Raw genomic sequence first — 17023 nt, 5'->3', positions numbered from 1 at the left:
AGCGGCCCCAGGTTGTTGAATACCTAAGAGAGGAACGGCCATGGTCCTGCGTTCGCAAATCCTGGTGAACAAAAATGTCCTGCCCACCGCGGAACAGGCCCTGCCTGGCCGCGAAACCCCGATGACCCTGCCCGAATTCCACTACGTGTTCGAAGGCACCCCGCTGCTTGGCCCCTTCTTCGAAGGCGACATCGATTTCGCCATCTTCGGCCTGGGCTGCTTCTGGGGCGCCGAGCGGCGCTTCTGGCAGCGTGAAGGCGTGGTCAGCACCGTGGTCGGCTATGCCGGCGGCTTCACTCCCCACCCCACCTACGAGGAAGTCTGCTCGGGCCTGACCGGCCACACCGAAGTGGTGCTGGTGGTGTTCGACAAGAACAAGGTCAGCTACCGCGAGCTGCTGGCGATGTTCTGGGAACTGCACAACCCGACCCAGGGCATGCGCCAGGGCAACGATGTCGGCACCCAGTACCGCTCGGCGATCTACTGCACCTCGCCACAGCAACTGGACGAAGCCAAGGCCAGCCGCGACGCCTTCCAGGCCGAGCTGCACAAGGCCGGCTTCGGCGCGATCACCACCGAGATCGACCAGGCGCCGACCGTGTACTTCGCCGAGGCCTACCACCAGCAGTACCTGGCCAAGAACCCGGACGGCTACTGCGGCATCGGTGGCACCGGCGTGTGCCTGCCACCCAGCCTGCAGGGTAACTGAACATGATCCTGTTCCATTCGCCGCTGTCGCCCTTCGTGCGCAAGGTCATGATCGTGCTGCACGAGACCGGCCAACAGCAACGCGTCACCCTGCAGGGCGTCAACATCAGCCCGGTCAACGGCGACGATCAGCTCAACCAGGGCAACCCGATCGGCAAGATCCCGGCCCTGCGCCTGGACGACGGCAGCGTGCTGCACGACAGCCGGGTGATCTGCGAGTACCTCGACAGCCAGCATGTCGGCAACCCGCTGATCCCCCGCGAGGGCTCTACGCGCTGGCGGCGCCTGACCCTGGCCTCCCAGGCGGACGCGATCATGGATGCGGCGGTAGCCACGCGCTACGAGACGTTCCTGCGCCCGACGGACAAGCAATGGCACGGTTGGGTCGAAGCCCAAGGCGAGAAGATCCGCCGCGGGCTGGCGAACCTGGAGCGGGAACACCTCGCCGAACTGGCCGCGGGCTTCGATATCGCGGCAATCGGCGTGGCCTGTGCCCTGGGCTACCTCGACCTGCGCCAGCCTGAGTTCGACTGGCGCGCGCAATACCCGGGGCTGGCTGCCTGGTTCATCCAGGTGAGCCAGCGGCCGTCGATGCTCGCCACCTTCCCGGTGGCCTGATCACACGACAGGCTGGCGATTGACGCTTGAGCGACTCAGTTGGCTATCAGCAACCTGGGTTGCCGGCGGTGAACTTCTGCCGTGGGTCCACTGCGGCCTTGAGCTCGCGCAAGGCCTTGGAGCCGATCAGCAGCGGGTAGTTGAAGTGGCTGCGGTCGACCAGGTTGACCTCCACGGTACGCTTCACGTCACCCAGGCACAGCTCCAGGTCGACCACCGGGCGCTTGGACAGCTCGGGGGTCTCGCTCTCGTCGTCCTCGTCCGCGCGGTTCTTGATCTTGCTGATGCGCGCGACCTTGTGTTCATAGACCTTGCCGTCGGCGTCCTTGGTCGCCAGGCGGAAACGCACCCACTCTTCGCCGTCGCGGTTGAACAGCTCGATATCCTTGGCCGACAGCGAGGCGGTCCAGGCGCCGGTGTCCATCTTGGCTTTCAGGGTTTCGCCGATTTCCGGCAGCTTGATGTTCTCGTAACGGCCGTAGATCGTGGGTTGCGCGGCCAATACCGGCAACGCGACGAGAGACAGCAGGGCGAGCAGGGCTTTCACTGGGCAGGCTTCCTTGAGATGAGACAGTACTTGGACTGCGCTGGCAGGATAGGTTCGATGCCACAGGTTAAACAACACAATGTGAAACATTTGTCCCGGTTAATGGACGTACGACGTTTGGCTAAGGCCCCCGCGCTGCTTATCATTGCCGATCGTTCACTACACACCACAAGAGTCTCCTTATGCGTCGCCTGCTGACCGGCATCCTCACCCTCACCCTGCTGCTGCTCAACACCCTGGTGCTGATCGGCCCGCTGCTGGTCTTCGCCCTGTTCAAGCTGGTCCTGCCTGGCCGTGGCCGTGACTACGCCTCATGGGCGGTGATGTGGATCGCCGAGACCTGGTCGGAAATCGACAAGGCCATCTTCGCCCTGTGCATCCCCACCCAGTGGGACATCCGCGGCATCGAGAACCTGCGCCAGGACACCTCCTACCTGTGCGTCAGCAACCACCAGAGCTGGGTCGACATCCCCGCACTGATCGAAAGCCTCAACCGCCGGGTGCCGTTCTTCAAGTTCTTCCTCAAGAAGGAACTGATCTGGGTCCCGCTGCTGGGCCTGGCCTGGTGGGCGCTCGATTACCCGTTCATGAAGCGCTACAGCAAGGCGTTCCTGGAGAAGCACCCCGAGCTCAAGGGCAAGGACCTGGAGATCACCAAGGCCGCCTGCGAGCTGTTCAAGCGCCAGCCAGTGACCGTGGTCAACTACCTGGAAGGCACCCGCTTCACCGAGGCCAAGCGCCAGGAACAGCAATCGCCCTATCGCCACCTGCTCAAGCCCAAGGCCGGCGGCGTGGCCTTCGTGCTGGCAGCGCTGGGCGAGCAACTCGATGCGCTGCTGGACGTGACCATCGTCTACCCGGGCAACAAGGCGCCGGGGTTCTGGGACCTGCTCAACGGCAGCATCAGCCGGGTGATCATCGATATCCGCGTGCGCGAGCTCGACCCGGCGTTGTGCGAGGGCGATTACGAGAACGACCCGGCGTTCCGCCAGACGGTGCAGGCCTGGGTGAACCAGCTGTGGCTGGACAAGGACCAGCGGATCGAGGAACTGCGCGCCGAGATGCGCTGAAGCCACAAACCCGCGCCTACAGGATTTCGCGATCCCTGTAGGCGCGTCAGGCACTCAGACCGATGGCTGGCTCAACGGCGCAGAGGTATTCCACAAGCTCCCCAGGTTCTGCAGCAACGACCCGGCAATCCCCTGCTGCCCCAGGTACTGCAGGATCAACGGCGCGAACTGGCCGATCATCCCGGTATCCATGCCCAGTGCCTTGAAGGCGTTATCCAGGTCGTTGCGGTTCTCCACCTCACCGCCCAGGGCATTGCTCAGGGCCGAACTGTTCTTGTCTTTGCCCAGCAACTGCCCCAGGCCGCCCAACCCACCCAGGGCATTGTTGCCGGAAAGCAGGTCCAGCCCCGGCACGGCCTTGGTCAGTTGCCCATAGTCATCGCCACTGAGGTTGTTGCGCGCCAGCCCGAGCATCGCTCCCGCCCCGCCAATGGCCTGTTCCGGGGTGATCTTCAGCTCGCTGCCCAAGGTATTGAGCAGGTTGGCCTGCGCCGCAGGAGCCTGCACCTGACCGCTCGGGTTCTGCGTGGCGGACACCGCATTGGCGACATCGTTGAGGTTGAAGGCGAACACCGGGCTTGCGGCCAGGGTCATCAGGGTTGCCAGGGTGAGTGCTTTCATCGGGAGGGACCTCGTCGGCCGGAATGGCCGGGAAACGAGGATTGGACTGGGATGGAGGAGATTTGTTCCGAACCAACTGCCGAGGGTGACTGCACGTTCATCAGCAGGTATCTCTGCCCTGGGCAATCAGCTTGACCGGTATTTTACGAATTGCTGCCATTCTTAATAGCTAGTATTTTTATCAGTTGCGCTCGCTTGGGATTAGCGAACAAGCTAATCCATCGATAATCCCGCGCAGGTGCCGTATGTTGAAGGTCAATGCACCACGTTCCGCGGCGGTATTATTGGGCTTGGACAACCAACGATCCGTAATTACGCGTCAAGTTGCTGGGAACCGTGACGTGTTTATCTACTCGCCGTTTGGCTTTAGCGGCAGCACCCTGGATAAATATCCGTTGCCGGGATTCACTGCACAGATATTGGAGGCCGCAGGCCTCTCTCTATTGGGAAATGGCAAACGCGCCTACAATCCTGTCCTGATGCGTTTTCACTCGCCAGACGCTTGGAGTCCTTTTGGCATGGGCGGAATCAATCCGTATGCTTATTGCGAACAGGATCCGATCAACTGGCAAGACCTGTCGGGAAACCATCGAGAGAAGTCACGCACTTGGTCCGCCCCGCCTGGTTTACCAACAATTCATGAGATAGACACTCCCGGTAAACTCACACCGACTCGAGAAGAAGCAAAACAAAAACTCAGCAGAACACCTATACCTGCGCTGCCAGAGGAAATTCAAAATCCCTATAAGCGCATAGAAAAACTTAAGAAACTCACGCAAATCCAGAAAGAAAGTATCGAAATCAACGAGCAAGCCTTAAATGGCCACATTAGTATTGATTCACCGCTAACGAAAATAGAAGCACCGCTCTTGGGAAACTACATCAGGGAAATGAGGGAACTAAAACTGAAAACAGAACGCGAAATAACACTAGAACGACACAGGCTTTCACGAAACCTATTCAAACTGACAATAGACGACTGGAGCACGATTGATGCGAAAGTGGAAAAACTACGAGCCGATGACACTTTCACCCGCCGTCTGGTCGGTTTCTTCTCAGGCACTTGAACGCTTCCCTGGCGATATTGCACCTGATACCAAACCATACGGCCCTGAAGAAACGCCCCTTGTCGGGGCGTTTCCCTCACTCACACCACGCTAAAGGTCTTGTGCGGGTCGATCACGAATTTCTTCGGCACGCCCGCGTCGAACTCGCCATAGCCTTCCGGCGCCTGGTCCAGGCTGATCACCTGCACGCCCACCACCTCGGCAATGTTGATGCGATCCCACATGATCGCCTGCATCAGCTGGCGGTTGTACTTCATGGTCGGGGTCTGCCCAGTGTGGAAGCTGTGGGACTTGGCCCAGCCCAGGCCGAAACGGATGCTCAGTGCACCGATCTTGGCGGCGGCATCCACCGCGCCCGGGTCTTCGGTCACGTACAGGCCGGGGATACCGATCTTGCCAGCCACACGGGTCACCTGCATCAGCGAGTTGAGCACGGTGGCCGGGGCTTCGTGCTTGGCGCCCTCATGGCCATGGCCACGGGCTTCGAAGCCAACGGCATCGACGGCGCAGTCCACTTCCGGCTCGCCGAGGATATCGATGATCTGCTCGTGCAGCGGGGTGTCCTTGGACAGGTCGACCACCTCGAAGCCTTGGGCCTTGGCGTGGGCCAGGCGGGCCGGGTTGAGGTCGCCGACGATCACGCAGGCCGCGCCCAGCAGGCGGGCTGAAGCGGCGGCAGCCAGGCCGACCGGACCGGCACCGGCGACGTACACGGTGCTGCCCGGGCCGACGCCCGCCGTCACGGCGCCGTGGTAGCCGGTCGGCAGGATGTCGGACAGGCAGGTCAGGTCGCGGATTTTCTCCATGGCCTTGTCGCGGTCCGGCAGTTTCAGCAGGTTGAAGTCGGCGTAGGGCACCAGCACGTACTCGGCCTGGCCACCGGTCCAGTCGCCCATGTCGACATAGCCGTAGGCGCCACCGGCACGGGCCGGGTTGACGGTGAGACAGACTCCCGTGTGCATCTCTTTGCACGAGCGGCAGCGGCCGCAGGCGACGTTGAAGGGTACCGACACCAGGTCGCCGATTTTCAGGCGCTCGACGTCACGCCCCATCTCGACGATTTCACCGGTGATTTCGTGGCCCAGTACCAGGCCGACCTGGGCGGTGGTGCGGCCGCGGACCATGTGCTGGTCGGAGCCGCAGATGTTGGTGGAGACCACTTTCAGGATGACACCGTGCTCGATCTTCTTGCCGCGCGGGTCCTGCATCTTGGGGTAGTCGATCTTCTGCACCTCGACCTTGCCCGCGCCGAGATACACCACTCCACGGTTACCAGACATGCTCTTACCTCGCTTGATTTGTATTTATGCAGCGGTGGTGGAAAGCGCCGCCATTTCCGTGGGCGGCCTGTGTTACTGGAATGAGGAGGATTGTGGGCTGGATAGGAGGTGGGGCGGTGACTGGATGCGACAGGGGAATGCCTTTTTGCGGCAGGCAAAAGCCGGGGCCGCTTTGCAGCCCCGGCAATCGTCAAAGCACCACGGTGCGATTGGCGTTGAGGAACACCCGCCGCTCGATGTGATAACCAACAGCCCGCGCCAGGGTCAGGCATTCGATGTCGCGCCCCTTGGCGATCAGGTCCTCGGGGTAGTGGCTGTGATCCACCACCTCGACGCCCTGGGCGATGATCGGCCCTTCGTCCAGGTCGTTGTTGATGTAGTGCGCGGTGGCGCCGACCATCTTCACGCCCTTGTTGTAGGCCTGGTGATACGGCTTGGCGCCCTTGAACCCGGGCAGCAGCGAGTGATGGATGTTGATCGCCCAGCCATCGAGCCGTCGGCACAGCTCCGGCGACAGCACCTGCATGTAGCGGGCGAGGATCACCAGTTCCGCCCCCGTCTGCTCGATCACCTGCAACACCTTGCGCTCCTGCGCCGGCTTGTCGTTGGGGTCGAGGGCGAAGTGGTAGTAGGGGATCTTGTGCCAGTGCGCCAAGGGTTCGAGATCGGGGTGGTTGGACACCACCGCGACCACGTCCATGGCCAGCTGACCGATGCGCTGGCGGTACAACAGGTCGTTCAGGCAGTGGTCGGCCTTGGACACCATGATCACCACCTTGGGGCGGTGATTCGGCGCCGTCAGCTCGAAAGCCATGCCGAAGGCTTCGCTGCGCTCGGCCAGGCCCGCGCGGAAAGCGTCTTCGTCGAAAGCGTCCGGGGCGCGGAACTCCACGCGAATGAAGAAGCGCCCCGACAACCTATCGTCGAAGGAGTGGTGCTCGGTGACGTAGCAGCGCTGCTCGTAGAGGTGACGCGTCACCACATCGACCGTGCCGAGCATGCTCGGGCAATCGGCCGTGAGGATCCAGGTGTCCGGTGCCCGACTCATGGTGCTGCTCCTTACGCTTCGATGGCCAGGCCGTACTCGGCCGACGCGTCCTGCAGCCACAGCCACCAGTAGTCGGAGAAGCTGCGACGGATCACCAGCTCCCAGGTGTCCTCGGCAGTGCGGCGGATCACCAGTTGCGACTTGGCGAACACGGTGCCGACGGCCTTGCCGACCGGGAAGTTGTTCGGATGCACATCATAGCTGGTGGATTTCATCAGCACGTCGCGCACGTTGGCGCCGCGCAGCTCGAGCAGGGTCTGCCCGCCACTGACGTTGACCACCTGAATGTGCTGGCCGTCGAGGGCATCGCGCAGTTTCTGCTCGACGGCGAACTCCTGCCCGCCGGGGACGATCAGCAAGTATTCGTCCGGGCCCATCCACTGCAACGACATATCGGCGTTGGCCACCACGGTCAGGGCCACCGGCAGCTCCAGGCCCAGGGCCTTGTGCACGGCGCCGGCAAAGGCCGGGTCATGGCCATCGCCACGGATCGTCAGGTGGCCGAGGAATTTCTTCTCGCGCAGGGTCACGCCTGCGTTCTTGCGGCCCTTGCCGACCAGGCTGGCCAGCTCGGCGTGGTGCAGCGGCGACTGGGCCTTGGCGTCGGCGCCGGGGTTTTGCTGGAAGACGTTGATAGCGCTCATTTCTTACCTGCCTTGAATTCTTGTTCGTCGCAAAGATGCAGCGGCGTGCTCGCCCGTTCGCCGGCAAGGCCGGCGCCTACAGGACTGCGCACCAACCTGGTAGGGGCCGGCCTTGCCGGCGAACCGGGCAAGCACCGCCCCTACAGGCCTGCGATTCAAACGTTCTGCCGCTCGCCCTGCGGATCGAAGAACACCGCCGAGACGATCTCGGCCTCGATCACGCTGCCGTCGGCCTGCGGCGAATACACCCGCTCACCCAGGCGCTTGAGCCCGCCCTTGACCACGCCCATGGCGAACGAATAGCCCAGGGAGTTGGCCGCGTAGCTGGAGGTGACATGGCCAACCATGTCCATCGGGATCGGCTGCTTGGGATCGAACACCAACTGCGCGCCCTCGGGCAGCCACACGTTCGGGTCGACCGGTTTCAGGCCCACCAGCTGCTTGCGGTTCTCGCGGGTGGTGTCTTCGCGGTTCATGCCGCGCAGGCCGATCCACGAGAAGGCCTTGTTGCGGCCCACGCACCAACCCATGTTGAGGTCGTCCGGGGTCATCGAGCCATCGGTGTCCTGGCCGACGATGATGAAACCCTTCTCGGCGCGCAGCACGTGCATGGTCTCGGTGCCATACGGGGTCAGGTTGTACTGCTTGCCCGCCTCGACGATCTTTTCCAGCACGCCCATGGCGTAGTTGGCCTGGACGTTGATCTCGTACGACAACTCGCCGGTGAACGAGATCCGGAACACCCGCGCCGGCACGCCGCCGACCAGGCCTTCCTTCCAGCTCATGAACGGGAAGGCGTCCTTGTCCAGGTCGATATCGCTGACCTCGGCCAGCAGCTTGCGGCTGTTGGGGCCGGACAGGGTCATGGTCGCCCAGTGGTCGGTGACCGAGGTGAAGTACACCTTCATCTCTGGCCATTCGGTCTGATGGTACAGCTCCAGCCACTGCAGCACCCGGGCGGCGCCACCGGTAGTGGTGGTCATGATGAAGTGGTTGTCGCCGACGCAGGCGGTGACGCCATCGTCGAAGACCATGCCGTCTTCCTTGCACATCAGGCCGTAGCGGGCCTTGCCCACGTCGAGCTTGGTCCAGGCGTTGGTGTAGATGCGGTTGAGGAATTCGCGCGCGTCCGGGCCCTGGATATCGATCTTGCCCAGGGTCGAGGCATCCAGCAGACCGACGCTGTCACGCACCGCCTTGCATTCGCGGGCCACGGCGCTGTGGATATCCTCGCCCGGCTTGGGGAAGTACCACGGCCGCTTCCACTGGCCGACGTCCTCGAACTCGGCGCCGTTCTTGAGGTGCCAGGCATGCAGCGCGGTGAAGCGCACCGGCTCGAACAGGTGACCGCAATGCCGGCCCGCCACCGCGCCGAAGGTCACCGGCGTGTAGTTGGGGCGGAACATGGTGGTGCCCATTTCCGGGATGCCGATACCCAGCGAGCGGGCAGCGATGGCCAGGCCGTTGATGTTGCCCAGCTTGCCCTGGTCGGTGCCGAAGCCCAGCGCGGTATAGCGCTTGACGTGCTCGACCGACTCGAAGCCCTCGCGGGTCGCCAGCTCGATGGCGGCGGCGGTAACGTCGTTCTGTTGGTCGACGAACTGCTTGGGCGCACGCGCGGTGCCTTTGTCGTGGGGCACCTGGAACAGCGCCACGCTGGCCTCTTCCTTGCGTGCCACGGTCTTCGGCAGGGTGCCGGCGCTGGTCTTGAAACCGGCCTCGGTGGCCGCGCGCACGCCACCCTCGAAACCGTCGGCGATCACCTCGCCCAGGGCATACACGCCATGCACGCCGCCCACGCATACGCGCTTCTGCGGAGCATCGCCCGGCACGAAGCCGAGGATGTCCTCACGCCACACCGGGCGACCGCCCAGGTGCGAGGCCAGGTGGACGACCGGGCTGTAGCCGCCGGACGTGGCGATCAGGTCGCATTCGAGGGTTTCGCCGGGGCTGGTGACCTTGTGCGACTGCACATCGATCGCGGCCACGCGGGCGCCGGTGACGTGCTTGCTGCCCTTGGCCTCGATCACCGCGCTGGAGGTCAGGATGCGGATGCCCTTGGCACGCGCCTCCTCCACCAGCGAGCCACGCGGGTTGTGGCGGGCATCGGCGATGGCGACCACCTGCAGGCCGGCGTCGTGCCAGTCCAGCGCGGCGCGGTAGGCATGGTCGTTGTTGGTCGACAGCACCAGCTTGCGGCCCGGGGCCACGCCATAACGGCGCACGTAGGTGGACACCGCGCCGGCCAGCATGTTGCCCGGCACGTCGTTGTTGCCATATACCAGCGGACGTTCATGGGCGCCAGCCGCCAGTACCACCCGGTTGGCACGCACGCGGTGCACGCGCTGGCGTACCTGGCCGATCGGCGCGCGGTCGCCAAGGTGATCGGTAAGGCGCTCATGAATGGTCAGGAAGTTGTGGTCGTGATAACCGTTGACCGTGCTGCGCGGCAACAGGGTGACGTCCGCCAGGCCCTCCAGCTCGGCCACCACGGCGTTGACCCAGTCGGCGGCCGGCTTGCCGTCGAGGGTCTCGCGGCTGTCGAGCAGGCTGCCGCCGAACTCTTCCTGCTCGTCGGCGAGGATCACCCGGGCGCCGCTGCGGGCCGCGGCCAAGGCGGCGGCCAGGCCGGCAGGGCCTGCGCCGACGATCAGCACGTCACAGTGCTGGTTCATGTAGTCGTAGCTGTCCGGATCGTTCTGCAGCGGCGCGCGACCGAGGCCCGCGGCCTTGCGGATGTACTTCTCGTAGGTCATCCAGAACGACTTGGGATACATGAAGGTCTTGTAGTAGAACCCCGGCGGCATCATGTTGCCGCCGACCTTGCCGATGATGCCCATCATGTCGTTGTTGACGTTCGGCCAGCCGTTGGTGCTGCTGGCCACCAGGCCGGCGTACAGCGCCTGCTGGGTGGCGCGCACGTTGGGGATCTGGGTGGCTTCGCTGGAGCCGATCTGTAGGATGGCGTTCGGCTCCTCGGTACCGGCGGCGATGATGCCGCGCGGACGCGAGTACTTGAAGCTGCGCCCGACGATGTCGACGCCGTTGGCCAGCAGCGCGGCGGCCAGGGTGTCGCCGGCATAGCCCTGGTAGGTCTTGCCGTTGAAGCTGAAGTTCAGCACCTTGCTGCGGTCGATGCGCCCGCCGCTGGCGAGACGATAGGTCTGGCTCATGCTTTTTCCCCTTGGGCCTTGGCGGTCACTGGCGCGGCGCTCTGCCGGGTGGTGGCGGTGACCTGAGGCTTCTCGCCGATCTTGTAGGTTTCGAGGATCTCGTAGGTCACCGTGTCACGGGTGACGTTGAAGTACTGGCGACAACCGGCGACGTGATCCCACAGCTCGTGATGGATGCCACGCGGGTTGTCACGGAAGAACATGTAGGTGCCCCACTCCTCGTCGGAGCAGGCGTTCGGGTCCAGCGGACGGGCGATGTGGGCCTGGCCGGACGCGTGGAATTCTTCCTCGGAGCGCAGCTCGCCGCAGTGGGGACAGAAGATTTGCAACATGACGGTTGTCTCCGGGTCAGTGGGCGACGGCAGCGGCGCCGTGTTCGTCGATCAGCGCACCGTTGTAGAAACGGTCGATGGAGAAAGGCGCGGCCAGCGGGTGCATCTCGCCCTTGGCCAGGCTCGCGGCGAACACGTTGCCCGAGCCCGGGGTGGCCTTGAAACCGCCAGTGCCCCAGCCACAGTTGAAGAACATGTTCTTCACCGGGGTCTTGGAAATGATCGGGCAGGCGTCGGGGGTGGTATCCACGATGCCGCCCCACTGGCGGTTCATGCGCACCCGGGAGAGGATCGGGAACATCTCGACGATCGCCTGCAGGGTGTGCTCGATGATCGGGTAGGAACCGCGCTGGCCGTAGCCGACCCAGCCGTCGATGCCGGCACCGATCACCAGGTCCCCCTTGTCGGACTGGCTGATGTAGCCGTGCACGGCGTTGGACATGATCACGCTGTCGATGATCGGCTTGATCGGCTCGGACACCAGCGCCTGCAACGGGTGCGATTCCAGCGGCAAGCGGAAGCCGGCCAGCTTGGCCATGTGCCCGGAGTTGCCGGCGGTGACCACGCCGACGCGCTTGGCACCGATGAAGCCCTTGTTGGTCTCGACACCGATCACCGCGCCGTTCTCCTTGCGGAATCCGATCACCTCGGTCTGCTGGATCAGGTCCACGCCCAGGGCGTCGGCGGCACGGGCGAAGCCCCAGGCCACCGCGTCGTGGCGCGCCACGCCGCCCCGTCGTTGCACGGTGGCGCCGAGGATCGGGTAGCGGGTGTTCTTCGAACAGTCGAGGTATGGGATCTCGGCGGCGACCTGCTCGGTGCGGATCAGCTCACCGTCCACACCGTTGAGGCGGTTGGCGTTGACCCGGCGCTCGGAGTCGCGGATGTCCTGCAGGGTGTGGCACAGGTTGTAGACGCCGCGCTGGGAGAACATCACGTTGTAGTTGATGTCCTGCGACAGCCCTTCCCACAGTTTCATCGCGTGTTCGTACAGGTGCGCCGATTCGTCCCACAGGTAGTTGGAACGCACGATGGTGGTGTTGCGCGCGGTGTTGCCGCCGCCCAGGTAGCCCTTCTCGATCACCGCGACATTGGTGATGCCGTGCTCCTTGGCCAGGTAGTAGGCGGTGGCCAGGCCATGGCCGCCACCACCGACGATGACCACGTCGTAGACCTTCTTCGGTGTTGGCGTGCGCCACATGCGCTGCCAGTTCTCGTGGTGGCTGAGAGAGTGCTTGAAGAGGCCGAAGCCCGAATAACGTTGCATGGTGTGTGACTCCACTCAGCGGTAGACAGGGAAATCTGCGCACAGGGCCGCGACGTTCTTCGCCACATCGGCTTCGACATCAGCGTCACCGAGGTTGTCGAGGATGTCGCAGATCCAGCCGGCCAGGGCTACACATTGCGCGACCTTGAAACCGCGGGTAGTGACCGCCGGAGTACCGATGCGCAGGCCCGAGGTGACGAACGGCGACTGTGGGTCGTTGGGCACGGCGTTCTTGTTGACGGTGATGTGCGCGCGGCCCAGGGCGGCGTCGGCGTCCTTGCCGGTCAGGCCCTGGCGGATCAGGCTGACCAGGAACAGATGGTTATCGGTGCCGCCGGAGACCACGTCATAACCACGATCGACGAACACCTGGGCCATGGCCTGGGCGTTTTCGATGACTTGTTTCTGGTAGGCCTTGAACCCGGGCTCCAGCGCTTCCTTGAAGCACACTGCCTTGGCGGCGATCACGTGCATCAGCGGGCCGCCCTGGGCACCAGGGAACACGGCGGCATTGAGCTTCTTCTCGATCTCTTCGTTGGCCTTGGCCAGGATCAGGCCGCCACGCGGCCCCCGCAGGGTCTTGTGGGTGGTGGTGGTGACCACGTCGGCGAACGGGATCGGGTTGGGGTACAAGCCAGCGGCGACCAGACCGGCGACGTGGGCCATGTCGACGAACAGCAGTGCGCCGACCTTGTCGGCGATCTGGCGGAAACGTGGGAAATCGAGGGTTTTCGAGTAAGCCGAGAAGCCAGCAACGATCATCTTCGGCTTGTGCTCGACGGCCAGGCGCTCGACTTCGTCGTAGTCGATCAGCCCGGTGCTGGTGTCGATACCGTATTGCACGGCGTTGTACAGCTTGCCCGAGGACGACACCTTGGCGCCGTGGGTCAGGTGGCCGCCGTGGGCCAGGCTCATGCCGAGGATGGTGTCGCCGGCCTGCAGCAGGGCCAGGTAGACCGCGCCGTTGGCCGAGGAACCGGAGTGCGGCTGGACGTTGGCATAGTCGGCGCCGAACAGCTGCTTGGCGCGCTCGATGGCCAGCGCCTCGACCTTGTCGACGTGCTCGCAGCCACCGTAGTAGCGCTTGCCCGGATAACCCTCGGCGTACTTGTTGGTCAGACCGCTGCCCTGGGCCTGCATCACGCGCTTGCTGGTGTAGTTCTCCGAGGCGATCAGCTCGATGTGATCTTCCTGACGCTGCTCTTCGGCATTCATCGCCGCCAGCAGTGCATCGTCGTAACCCTGGATCTGGTCTTGCTTGCTGAACATCGTGTATCTCCCGGCAGCGATCGTTTCTTGTCTAGTGAGGGTCTTCTCACCCTTTGCGCCGATGGTATGGCCGGGCCGGGGGGCACAGATGCCTGCGCGCGCCTTGCAATGGCGCGTTTACGACATTGCTCGAGACGCGGTGGCAAACAACGAGGGAGCGGCGCAGCCTTCGGATCACCTGTATAGGCAACCGCCGAATCGATGGTTTAGAGTGCGTGCCTGCGTCGTAAAAAGGACAGGCGTCATGACCAACAACAACCAGCAATTCGCCAGCGACAACTACTCCGGTATCTGCCCCGAAGCCTGGGCCGCGATGGAAAAGGCCAACCAGGGCCACGAACGCGCCTACGGCGATGACCAGTGGACCGAACGCGCCGCCGAGTACTTTCGCAAGTTGTTCGAGACCGACTGCGAAGTGTTCTTCGCCTTCAACGGCACCGCGGCCAACTCCCTGGCCCTGGCCTCTTTGTGCCAGAGCTACCACAGCGTGATCTGCTCCGAGACCGCCCACGTCGAAACCGACGAATGCGGCGCGCCGGAGTTCTTCTCCAACGGCTCCAAGCTGCTGACCGCCGCCAGCGTCAACGGCAAGCTGACTCCCGCCTCGATCCGCGAGGTGGCGCTCAAGCGCCAGGACATCCACTACCCCAAGCCGCGGGTGGTGACCATCACCCAGGCCACCGAGGTGGGCACGGTGTACCGCCCCGACGAACTCAAGGCCATCAGCGCCACTTGCAAGGAGCTGGGCCTGAACCTGCACATGGACGGTGCGCGGTTCAGCAATGCCTGCGCGTTCCTCGGCTGCAGCCCTGCGGAGCTGACCTGGAAGGCCGGCGTCGATGTGCTGTGCTTCGGCGGCACCAAGAACGGCATGGCGGTAGGCGAGGCGATCCTGTTCTTCAACCGCGAGCTGGCCGAGGACTTCGACTACCGCTGCAAGCAGGCCGGGCAACTGGCCTCGAAGATGCGTTTCCTGTCGGCACCGTGGGTCGGGCTGCTGGAAGACGACGCCTGGCTGCGCCATGGCCGGCACGCCAACCACTGCGCGCAGTTGCTGGCATCGCTGGTCAGCGACCTGCCCGGGGTGGAGCTGATGTTCCCGGTGGAGGCCAACGGGGTGTTCCTGCAGATGCCCGAACCGGCGCTGGAAGCCCTGCGCAACAAGGGCTGGCGCTTCTATACCTTCATTGGTAGCGGCGGCGCGCGGTTCATGTGCTCGTGGGATACCCAGGAAGCGCGCGTGCGAGAGCTGGCCGCCGATATCCGCGCCATCGTCGGCGCCTGAGCGTTACCTGAGCGGCCTCATGCGAGGTCCGCTCCCACGCTGCTCGCATCAGCGAAAAGGACACTCAGAGCTTGAATCCGCCCATCTGCCGTGCCAGGTCATCGGCCAATCCTCGCAGCGCCTGACACTCCTCGCGACATCCCTGCACCTCGGTCGCCGTCTGCCGTGCCAGGTCGGAAATACCCTGCACCGTGCGGTTGATCTCCTCGGTCACCGCCGACTGCTCCTCGGTCGCCGTGGCCACCTGCTCGTTCATGCCACTGATGCGCTCGACCTGGTCGGTGATCGCCCCCAGCGAGGCGCCCGTGCGCTGGCTCGACTCGACACCGTTGCCGGTCGCCTCGCGCCCGGCCTGCATCGACGCCACTGCCGCACCTGCACCATGCTTGAGGCGCTGGATCATCTGTTGCACTTCGTCGGTGGACAACTGGGTCCGCCGCGCCAGGGTGCGTACCTCGTCAGCCACCACGGCGAAGCCACGCCCCATCTCGCCGGCCCGGGCCGCCTCGATGGCGGCATTGAGCGCCAACAGGTTGGTCTGCTCGGAAATGCTGCGGATCACCGTCAGCACTTCGTCGATCGAAGCGACCTCGTCAGCCAGCTGGGTGACCGCCTCTGCCGCGCGGCCGATCTCGCCAGACATGCCCTCGATGTTGTGAATCGAGCGATGCACCACTTCCCGTGCCTGCAACGCCTCGTCACGTGCCGTCTGCGAGGCGTGCGCAGCGGAACCGGCGTTCTGCGCGATGTCCTGCACGGTCAGGCCCATCTCGTGCACGGCAGTGGCGACCATCTCGGTCATTTCCTGCTGGCGGCCCGAACGCTCGGCGGTGTTGTCCACCACCTGGGTCACTTGTTCCACCGACAGGTGCAGACGCTCGGTGGTGCGCAACACTTCACCGATCAGGTCGCGCTGGCTGTCGAGGAAACGGTTGAAGCCGCGGGCCAGGTCACCCAGTTCGTCCTGGCGCGAATCATCCAGGCGATGGCTGAGGTCGCCCGCGCCACTGCCGATCTGCACCAATGCCGCGGTGACCTGGCGAATCGGCCGCACCAGCCCGCGCGCCAGCAGCACCACCAACAGCAGCGACAGCAACGCCACGGCGCCGCCGATCAGACAGGTCTGCCAGATGGCCTGGCGCGCCTGGGCATACAGCTCGGCTTCCGGTACCTCGGCAACCAGCGTCCAGTTGAGATCGCGCAGGGGCAGGCCAAGGGCCAGGTAAGCCTCGCCGTCGCGACTGAAGCGGGTGCTGCGCAGGGCATCGCCGCCGCTCATCACGGCCTTGGCCGCCTCGGCGTCGAGTTGCTCGGCGAGTTGGCGCTTGCCGCTGAACTGCTGGTCCGGGTGGACCTGGATCAAGCCGTCATTGCGGACCAGGAAGACCTTGCCGTGCTCGCCGAAGCTGAAGTCGTGGATCAACGCCGACAGTTCGGTCATGCGCAGGCCCATGCCGGCCACGCCCACCAGCTGGCCGGCCTTCTCCACGCGGTAGTCGATGAACAACGCCAGCTCGCCGGTGGAGCCGTCAATGTCGATGTTGAGCAGGCGCTCGACGCCACTGTCGATGTAGCCGTAGAACCACTGGTCCTTGGGGTTGGCACGACTGAGGGTACGATCCAGGCCCTTTTCGTTGTAGTAGTTGCCGCTCACGGTAGAGGCGAACAGCGTGGTAAAGGCATGGTTACGCTGTTTGGCGGCGTCTAGATATTCGATGAAGCGCGGCAGCTCGGCAGGGTCTTCGCCGGTGGCGAGCCAGTCACGCAGCAGGGTGTTGCCGGCAATGTCCGCAGCGGCCACCAGCGGCTGCCCCAGCATGCGCTCGATATCGTTGCGGATCGCCTCGATGCTGGTCGGCAGTGCCGTGTCGACCAGATAGCGCTCGGTGAGGCGGTTGAGCGCCATCGTGTAGATCACCGCCACCACCAGGATGCTCGCCAGCAGGGCGGCGCCCATGCTCGCGATCAATTGCCCTTGGATGCTCCGCCGCCAGATGCGCATGTGCCGCTCCCTGATAATTATTGTTTTCAGGAAGTGTATACACTCAAGTATCCAGTTGTTCCAGCGATCGCTAGCAAGAAGGATCGCCCTCG

General features: G+C 64.0%; 15 protein-coding genes. 5 read left to right on the top strand and 10 right to left on the bottom strand.

The features are described from left to right. Positions 1-40: 40 nt before the first annotated feature. A complete protein-coding gene (gene msrA, locus F3J43_RS10170) occupies positions 41-709 on the top strand; it encodes a peptide-methionine (S)-S-oxide reductase MsrA (protein ID WP_166885377.1) in 669 nt (222 codons plus the stop codon). 2 nt (positions 710-711) lie between these two features. Further along, complete coding sequence (locus F3J43_RS10165) at positions 712-1326, top strand: glutathione S-transferase (RefSeq protein WP_166885375.1); 615 nt, start codon at positions 712-714, stop codon at positions 1324-1326. Between the two features lie 46 nt (positions 1327-1372). Here F3J43_RS10165 and rloA2 read toward each other — a convergent pair whose 3' ends face one another. Next, positions 1373-1873 (bottom strand): retropepsin-like aspartic peptidase RloA2, encoded by a 501-nt coding sequence (gene rloA2 / locus F3J43_RS10160; RefSeq protein WP_166885373.1) that lies wholly within the window; start codon positions 1871-1873, stop codon positions 1373-1375. 182 nt (positions 1874-2055) lie between these two features. Between rloA2 and yihG the strand changes: the two genes are divergently transcribed. Beyond that, positions 2056-2943: a 1-acylglycerol-3-phosphate O-acyltransferase, YihG family gene (gene yihG / locus F3J43_RS10155; RefSeq protein ID WP_166885371.1), complete on the top strand. Its 888-nt coding sequence runs from the start codon at positions 2056-2058 to the stop codon at positions 2941-2943. Between the two features lie 54 nt (positions 2944-2997). Here yihG and F3J43_RS10150 read toward each other — a convergent pair whose 3' ends face one another. Beyond that, entirely contained in the window at positions 2998-3564 is a 567-nt protein-coding gene (locus F3J43_RS10150) for a DUF2780 domain-containing protein (RefSeq protein WP_166885368.1), read from the bottom strand. Between the two features lie 245 nt (positions 3565-3809). On the opposite strand from F3J43_RS10150, the gene F3J43_RS10145 reads away from it, so the two are divergent. Next, a complete protein-coding gene (locus tag F3J43_RS10145; RefSeq protein WP_166885366.1) occupies positions 3810-4631 on the top strand; it encodes an RHS repeat-associated core domain-containing protein in 822 nt (273 codons plus the stop codon). Positions 4632-4711: 80 nt separating this feature from the next. Here F3J43_RS10145 and fdhA read toward each other — a convergent pair whose 3' ends face one another. The 7 genes from fdhA to F3J43_RS10110 form a co-directional block, all read right to left on the bottom strand. Further along, positions 4712-5911 carry a formaldehyde dehydrogenase, glutathione-independent gene (fdhA, locus tag F3J43_RS10140; RefSeq protein ID WP_166885364.1) on the bottom strand — a complete coding sequence of 400 codons (1200 nt, stop codon included), beginning with the start codon at positions 5909-5911 and terminating at the stop codon, positions 4712-4714. A 190-nt stretch (positions 5912-6101) separates the two neighbouring features. Continuing rightward, entirely contained in the window at positions 6102-6959 is an 858-nt protein-coding gene (gene purU, locus F3J43_RS10135) for a formyltetrahydrofolate deformylase (protein WP_166885362.1), read from the bottom strand. 11 nt (positions 6960-6970) lie between these two features. After that, a complete protein-coding gene (locus F3J43_RS10130; protein ID WP_166885360.1) occupies positions 6971-7603 on the bottom strand; it encodes a sarcosine oxidase subunit gamma in 633 nt (210 codons plus the stop codon). A gap of 155 nt (positions 7604-7758) precedes the next feature. Then, complete coding sequence (locus F3J43_RS10125; RefSeq protein ID WP_166885358.1) at positions 7759-10776, bottom strand: sarcosine oxidase subunit alpha; 3018 nt, start codon at positions 10774-10776, stop codon at positions 7759-7761. Beyond that, on the bottom strand, positions 10773-11108 hold the full coding sequence (locus F3J43_RS10120; protein ID WP_166885356.1) for a sarcosine oxidase subunit delta: 336 nt from the start codon (positions 11106-11108) through the stop codon (positions 10773-10775). Before F3J43_RS10120 ends, F3J43_RS10125 begins: the two co-directional genes overlap by 4 nt. Before the next feature lie 16 nt (positions 11109-11124). Further along, complete coding sequence (locus tag F3J43_RS10115) at positions 11125-12375, bottom strand: sarcosine oxidase subunit beta family protein (protein ID WP_134689883.1); 1251 nt, start codon at positions 12373-12375, stop codon at positions 11125-11127. 15 nt (positions 12376-12390) lie between these two features. Beyond that, positions 12391-13644, bottom strand: coding sequence for a serine hydroxymethyltransferase (locus F3J43_RS10110; RefSeq protein WP_166885354.1), 1254 nt, complete (start codon positions 13642-13644; stop codon positions 12391-12393). 244 nt (positions 13645-13888) lie between these two features. On the opposite strand from F3J43_RS10110, the gene F3J43_RS10105 reads away from it, so the two are divergent. Beyond that, positions 13889-14929 (top strand): threonine aldolase family protein, encoded by a 1041-nt coding sequence (locus F3J43_RS10105; protein ID WP_166885352.1) that lies wholly within the window; start codon positions 13889-13891, stop codon positions 14927-14929. Between the two features lie 64 nt (positions 14930-14993). Here the strand turns inward: F3J43_RS10105 and F3J43_RS10100 are convergent, their stop codons facing one another. Next, positions 14994-16931, bottom strand: a complete 1938-nt coding sequence (locus F3J43_RS10100; RefSeq protein WP_166885350.1) for a methyl-accepting chemotaxis protein — start codon at positions 16929-16931, stop codon at positions 14994-14996. Positions 16932-17023 lie beyond the last annotated feature (92 nt).

It is taken from the genome of Pantoea sp. Cy-639, from assembly GCF_011752525.1.
GTDB lineage: Bacteria > Pseudomonadota > Gammaproteobacteria > Pseudomonadales > Pseudomonadaceae > Aquipseudomonas.
This window is presented reverse-complemented; position numbering and strand designations above follow the sequence as displayed.

Coding starts and splice junctions, on each gene's coding strand:
- F3J43_RS10125 (WP_166885358.1), bottom strand. CDS start 10,776: ATGAGCCAGACCTATCGTCTCGCCAGCGGCGGGCGCATCGACCGCAGC.
- F3J43_RS10100 (WP_166885350.1), bottom strand. CDS start 16,931: ATGCGCATCTGGCGGCGGAGCATCCAAGGGCAATTGATCGCGAGCATG.
- fdhA (WP_166885364.1), bottom strand. CDS start 5,911: ATGTCTGGTAACCGTGGAGTGGTGTATCTCGGCGCGGGCAAGGTCGAG.
- F3J43_RS10150 (WP_166885368.1), bottom strand. CDS start 3,564: ATGAAAGCACTCACCCTGGCAACCCTGATGACCCTGGCCGCAAGCCCG.
- F3J43_RS10145 (WP_166885366.1), top strand. CDS start 3,810: ATGTTGAAGGTCAATGCACCACGTTCCGCGGCGGTATTATTGGGCTTG.
- purU (WP_166885362.1), bottom strand. CDS start 6,959: ATGAGTCGGGCACCGGACACCTGGATCCTCACGGCCGATTGCCCGAGC.
- msrA (WP_166885377.1), top strand. CDS start 41: ATGGTCCTGCGTTCGCAAATCCTGGTGAACAAAAATGTCCTGCCCACC.
- F3J43_RS10165 (WP_166885375.1), top strand. CDS start 712: ATGATCCTGTTCCATTCGCCGCTGTCGCCCTTCGTGCGCAAGGTCATG.
- F3J43_RS10110 (WP_166885354.1), bottom strand. CDS start 13,644: ATGTTCAGCAAGCAAGACCAGATCCAGGGTTACGACGATGCACTGCTG.
- F3J43_RS10130 (WP_166885360.1), bottom strand. CDS start 7,603: ATGAGCGCTATCAACGTCTTCCAGCAAAACCCCGGCGCCGACGCCAAG.
- F3J43_RS10105 (WP_166885352.1), top strand. CDS start 13,889: ATGACCAACAACAACCAGCAATTCGCCAGCGACAACTACTCCGGTATC.
- F3J43_RS10115 (WP_134689883.1), bottom strand. CDS start 12,375: ATGCAACGTTATTCGGGCTTCGGCCTCTTCAAGCACTCTCTCAGCCAC.
- F3J43_RS10120 (WP_166885356.1), bottom strand. CDS start 11,108: ATGTTGCAAATCTTCTGTCCCCACTGCGGCGAGCTGCGCTCCGAGGAA.
- yihG (WP_166885371.1), top strand. CDS start 2,056: ATGCGTCGCCTGCTGACCGGCATCCTCACCCTCACCCTGCTGCTGCTC.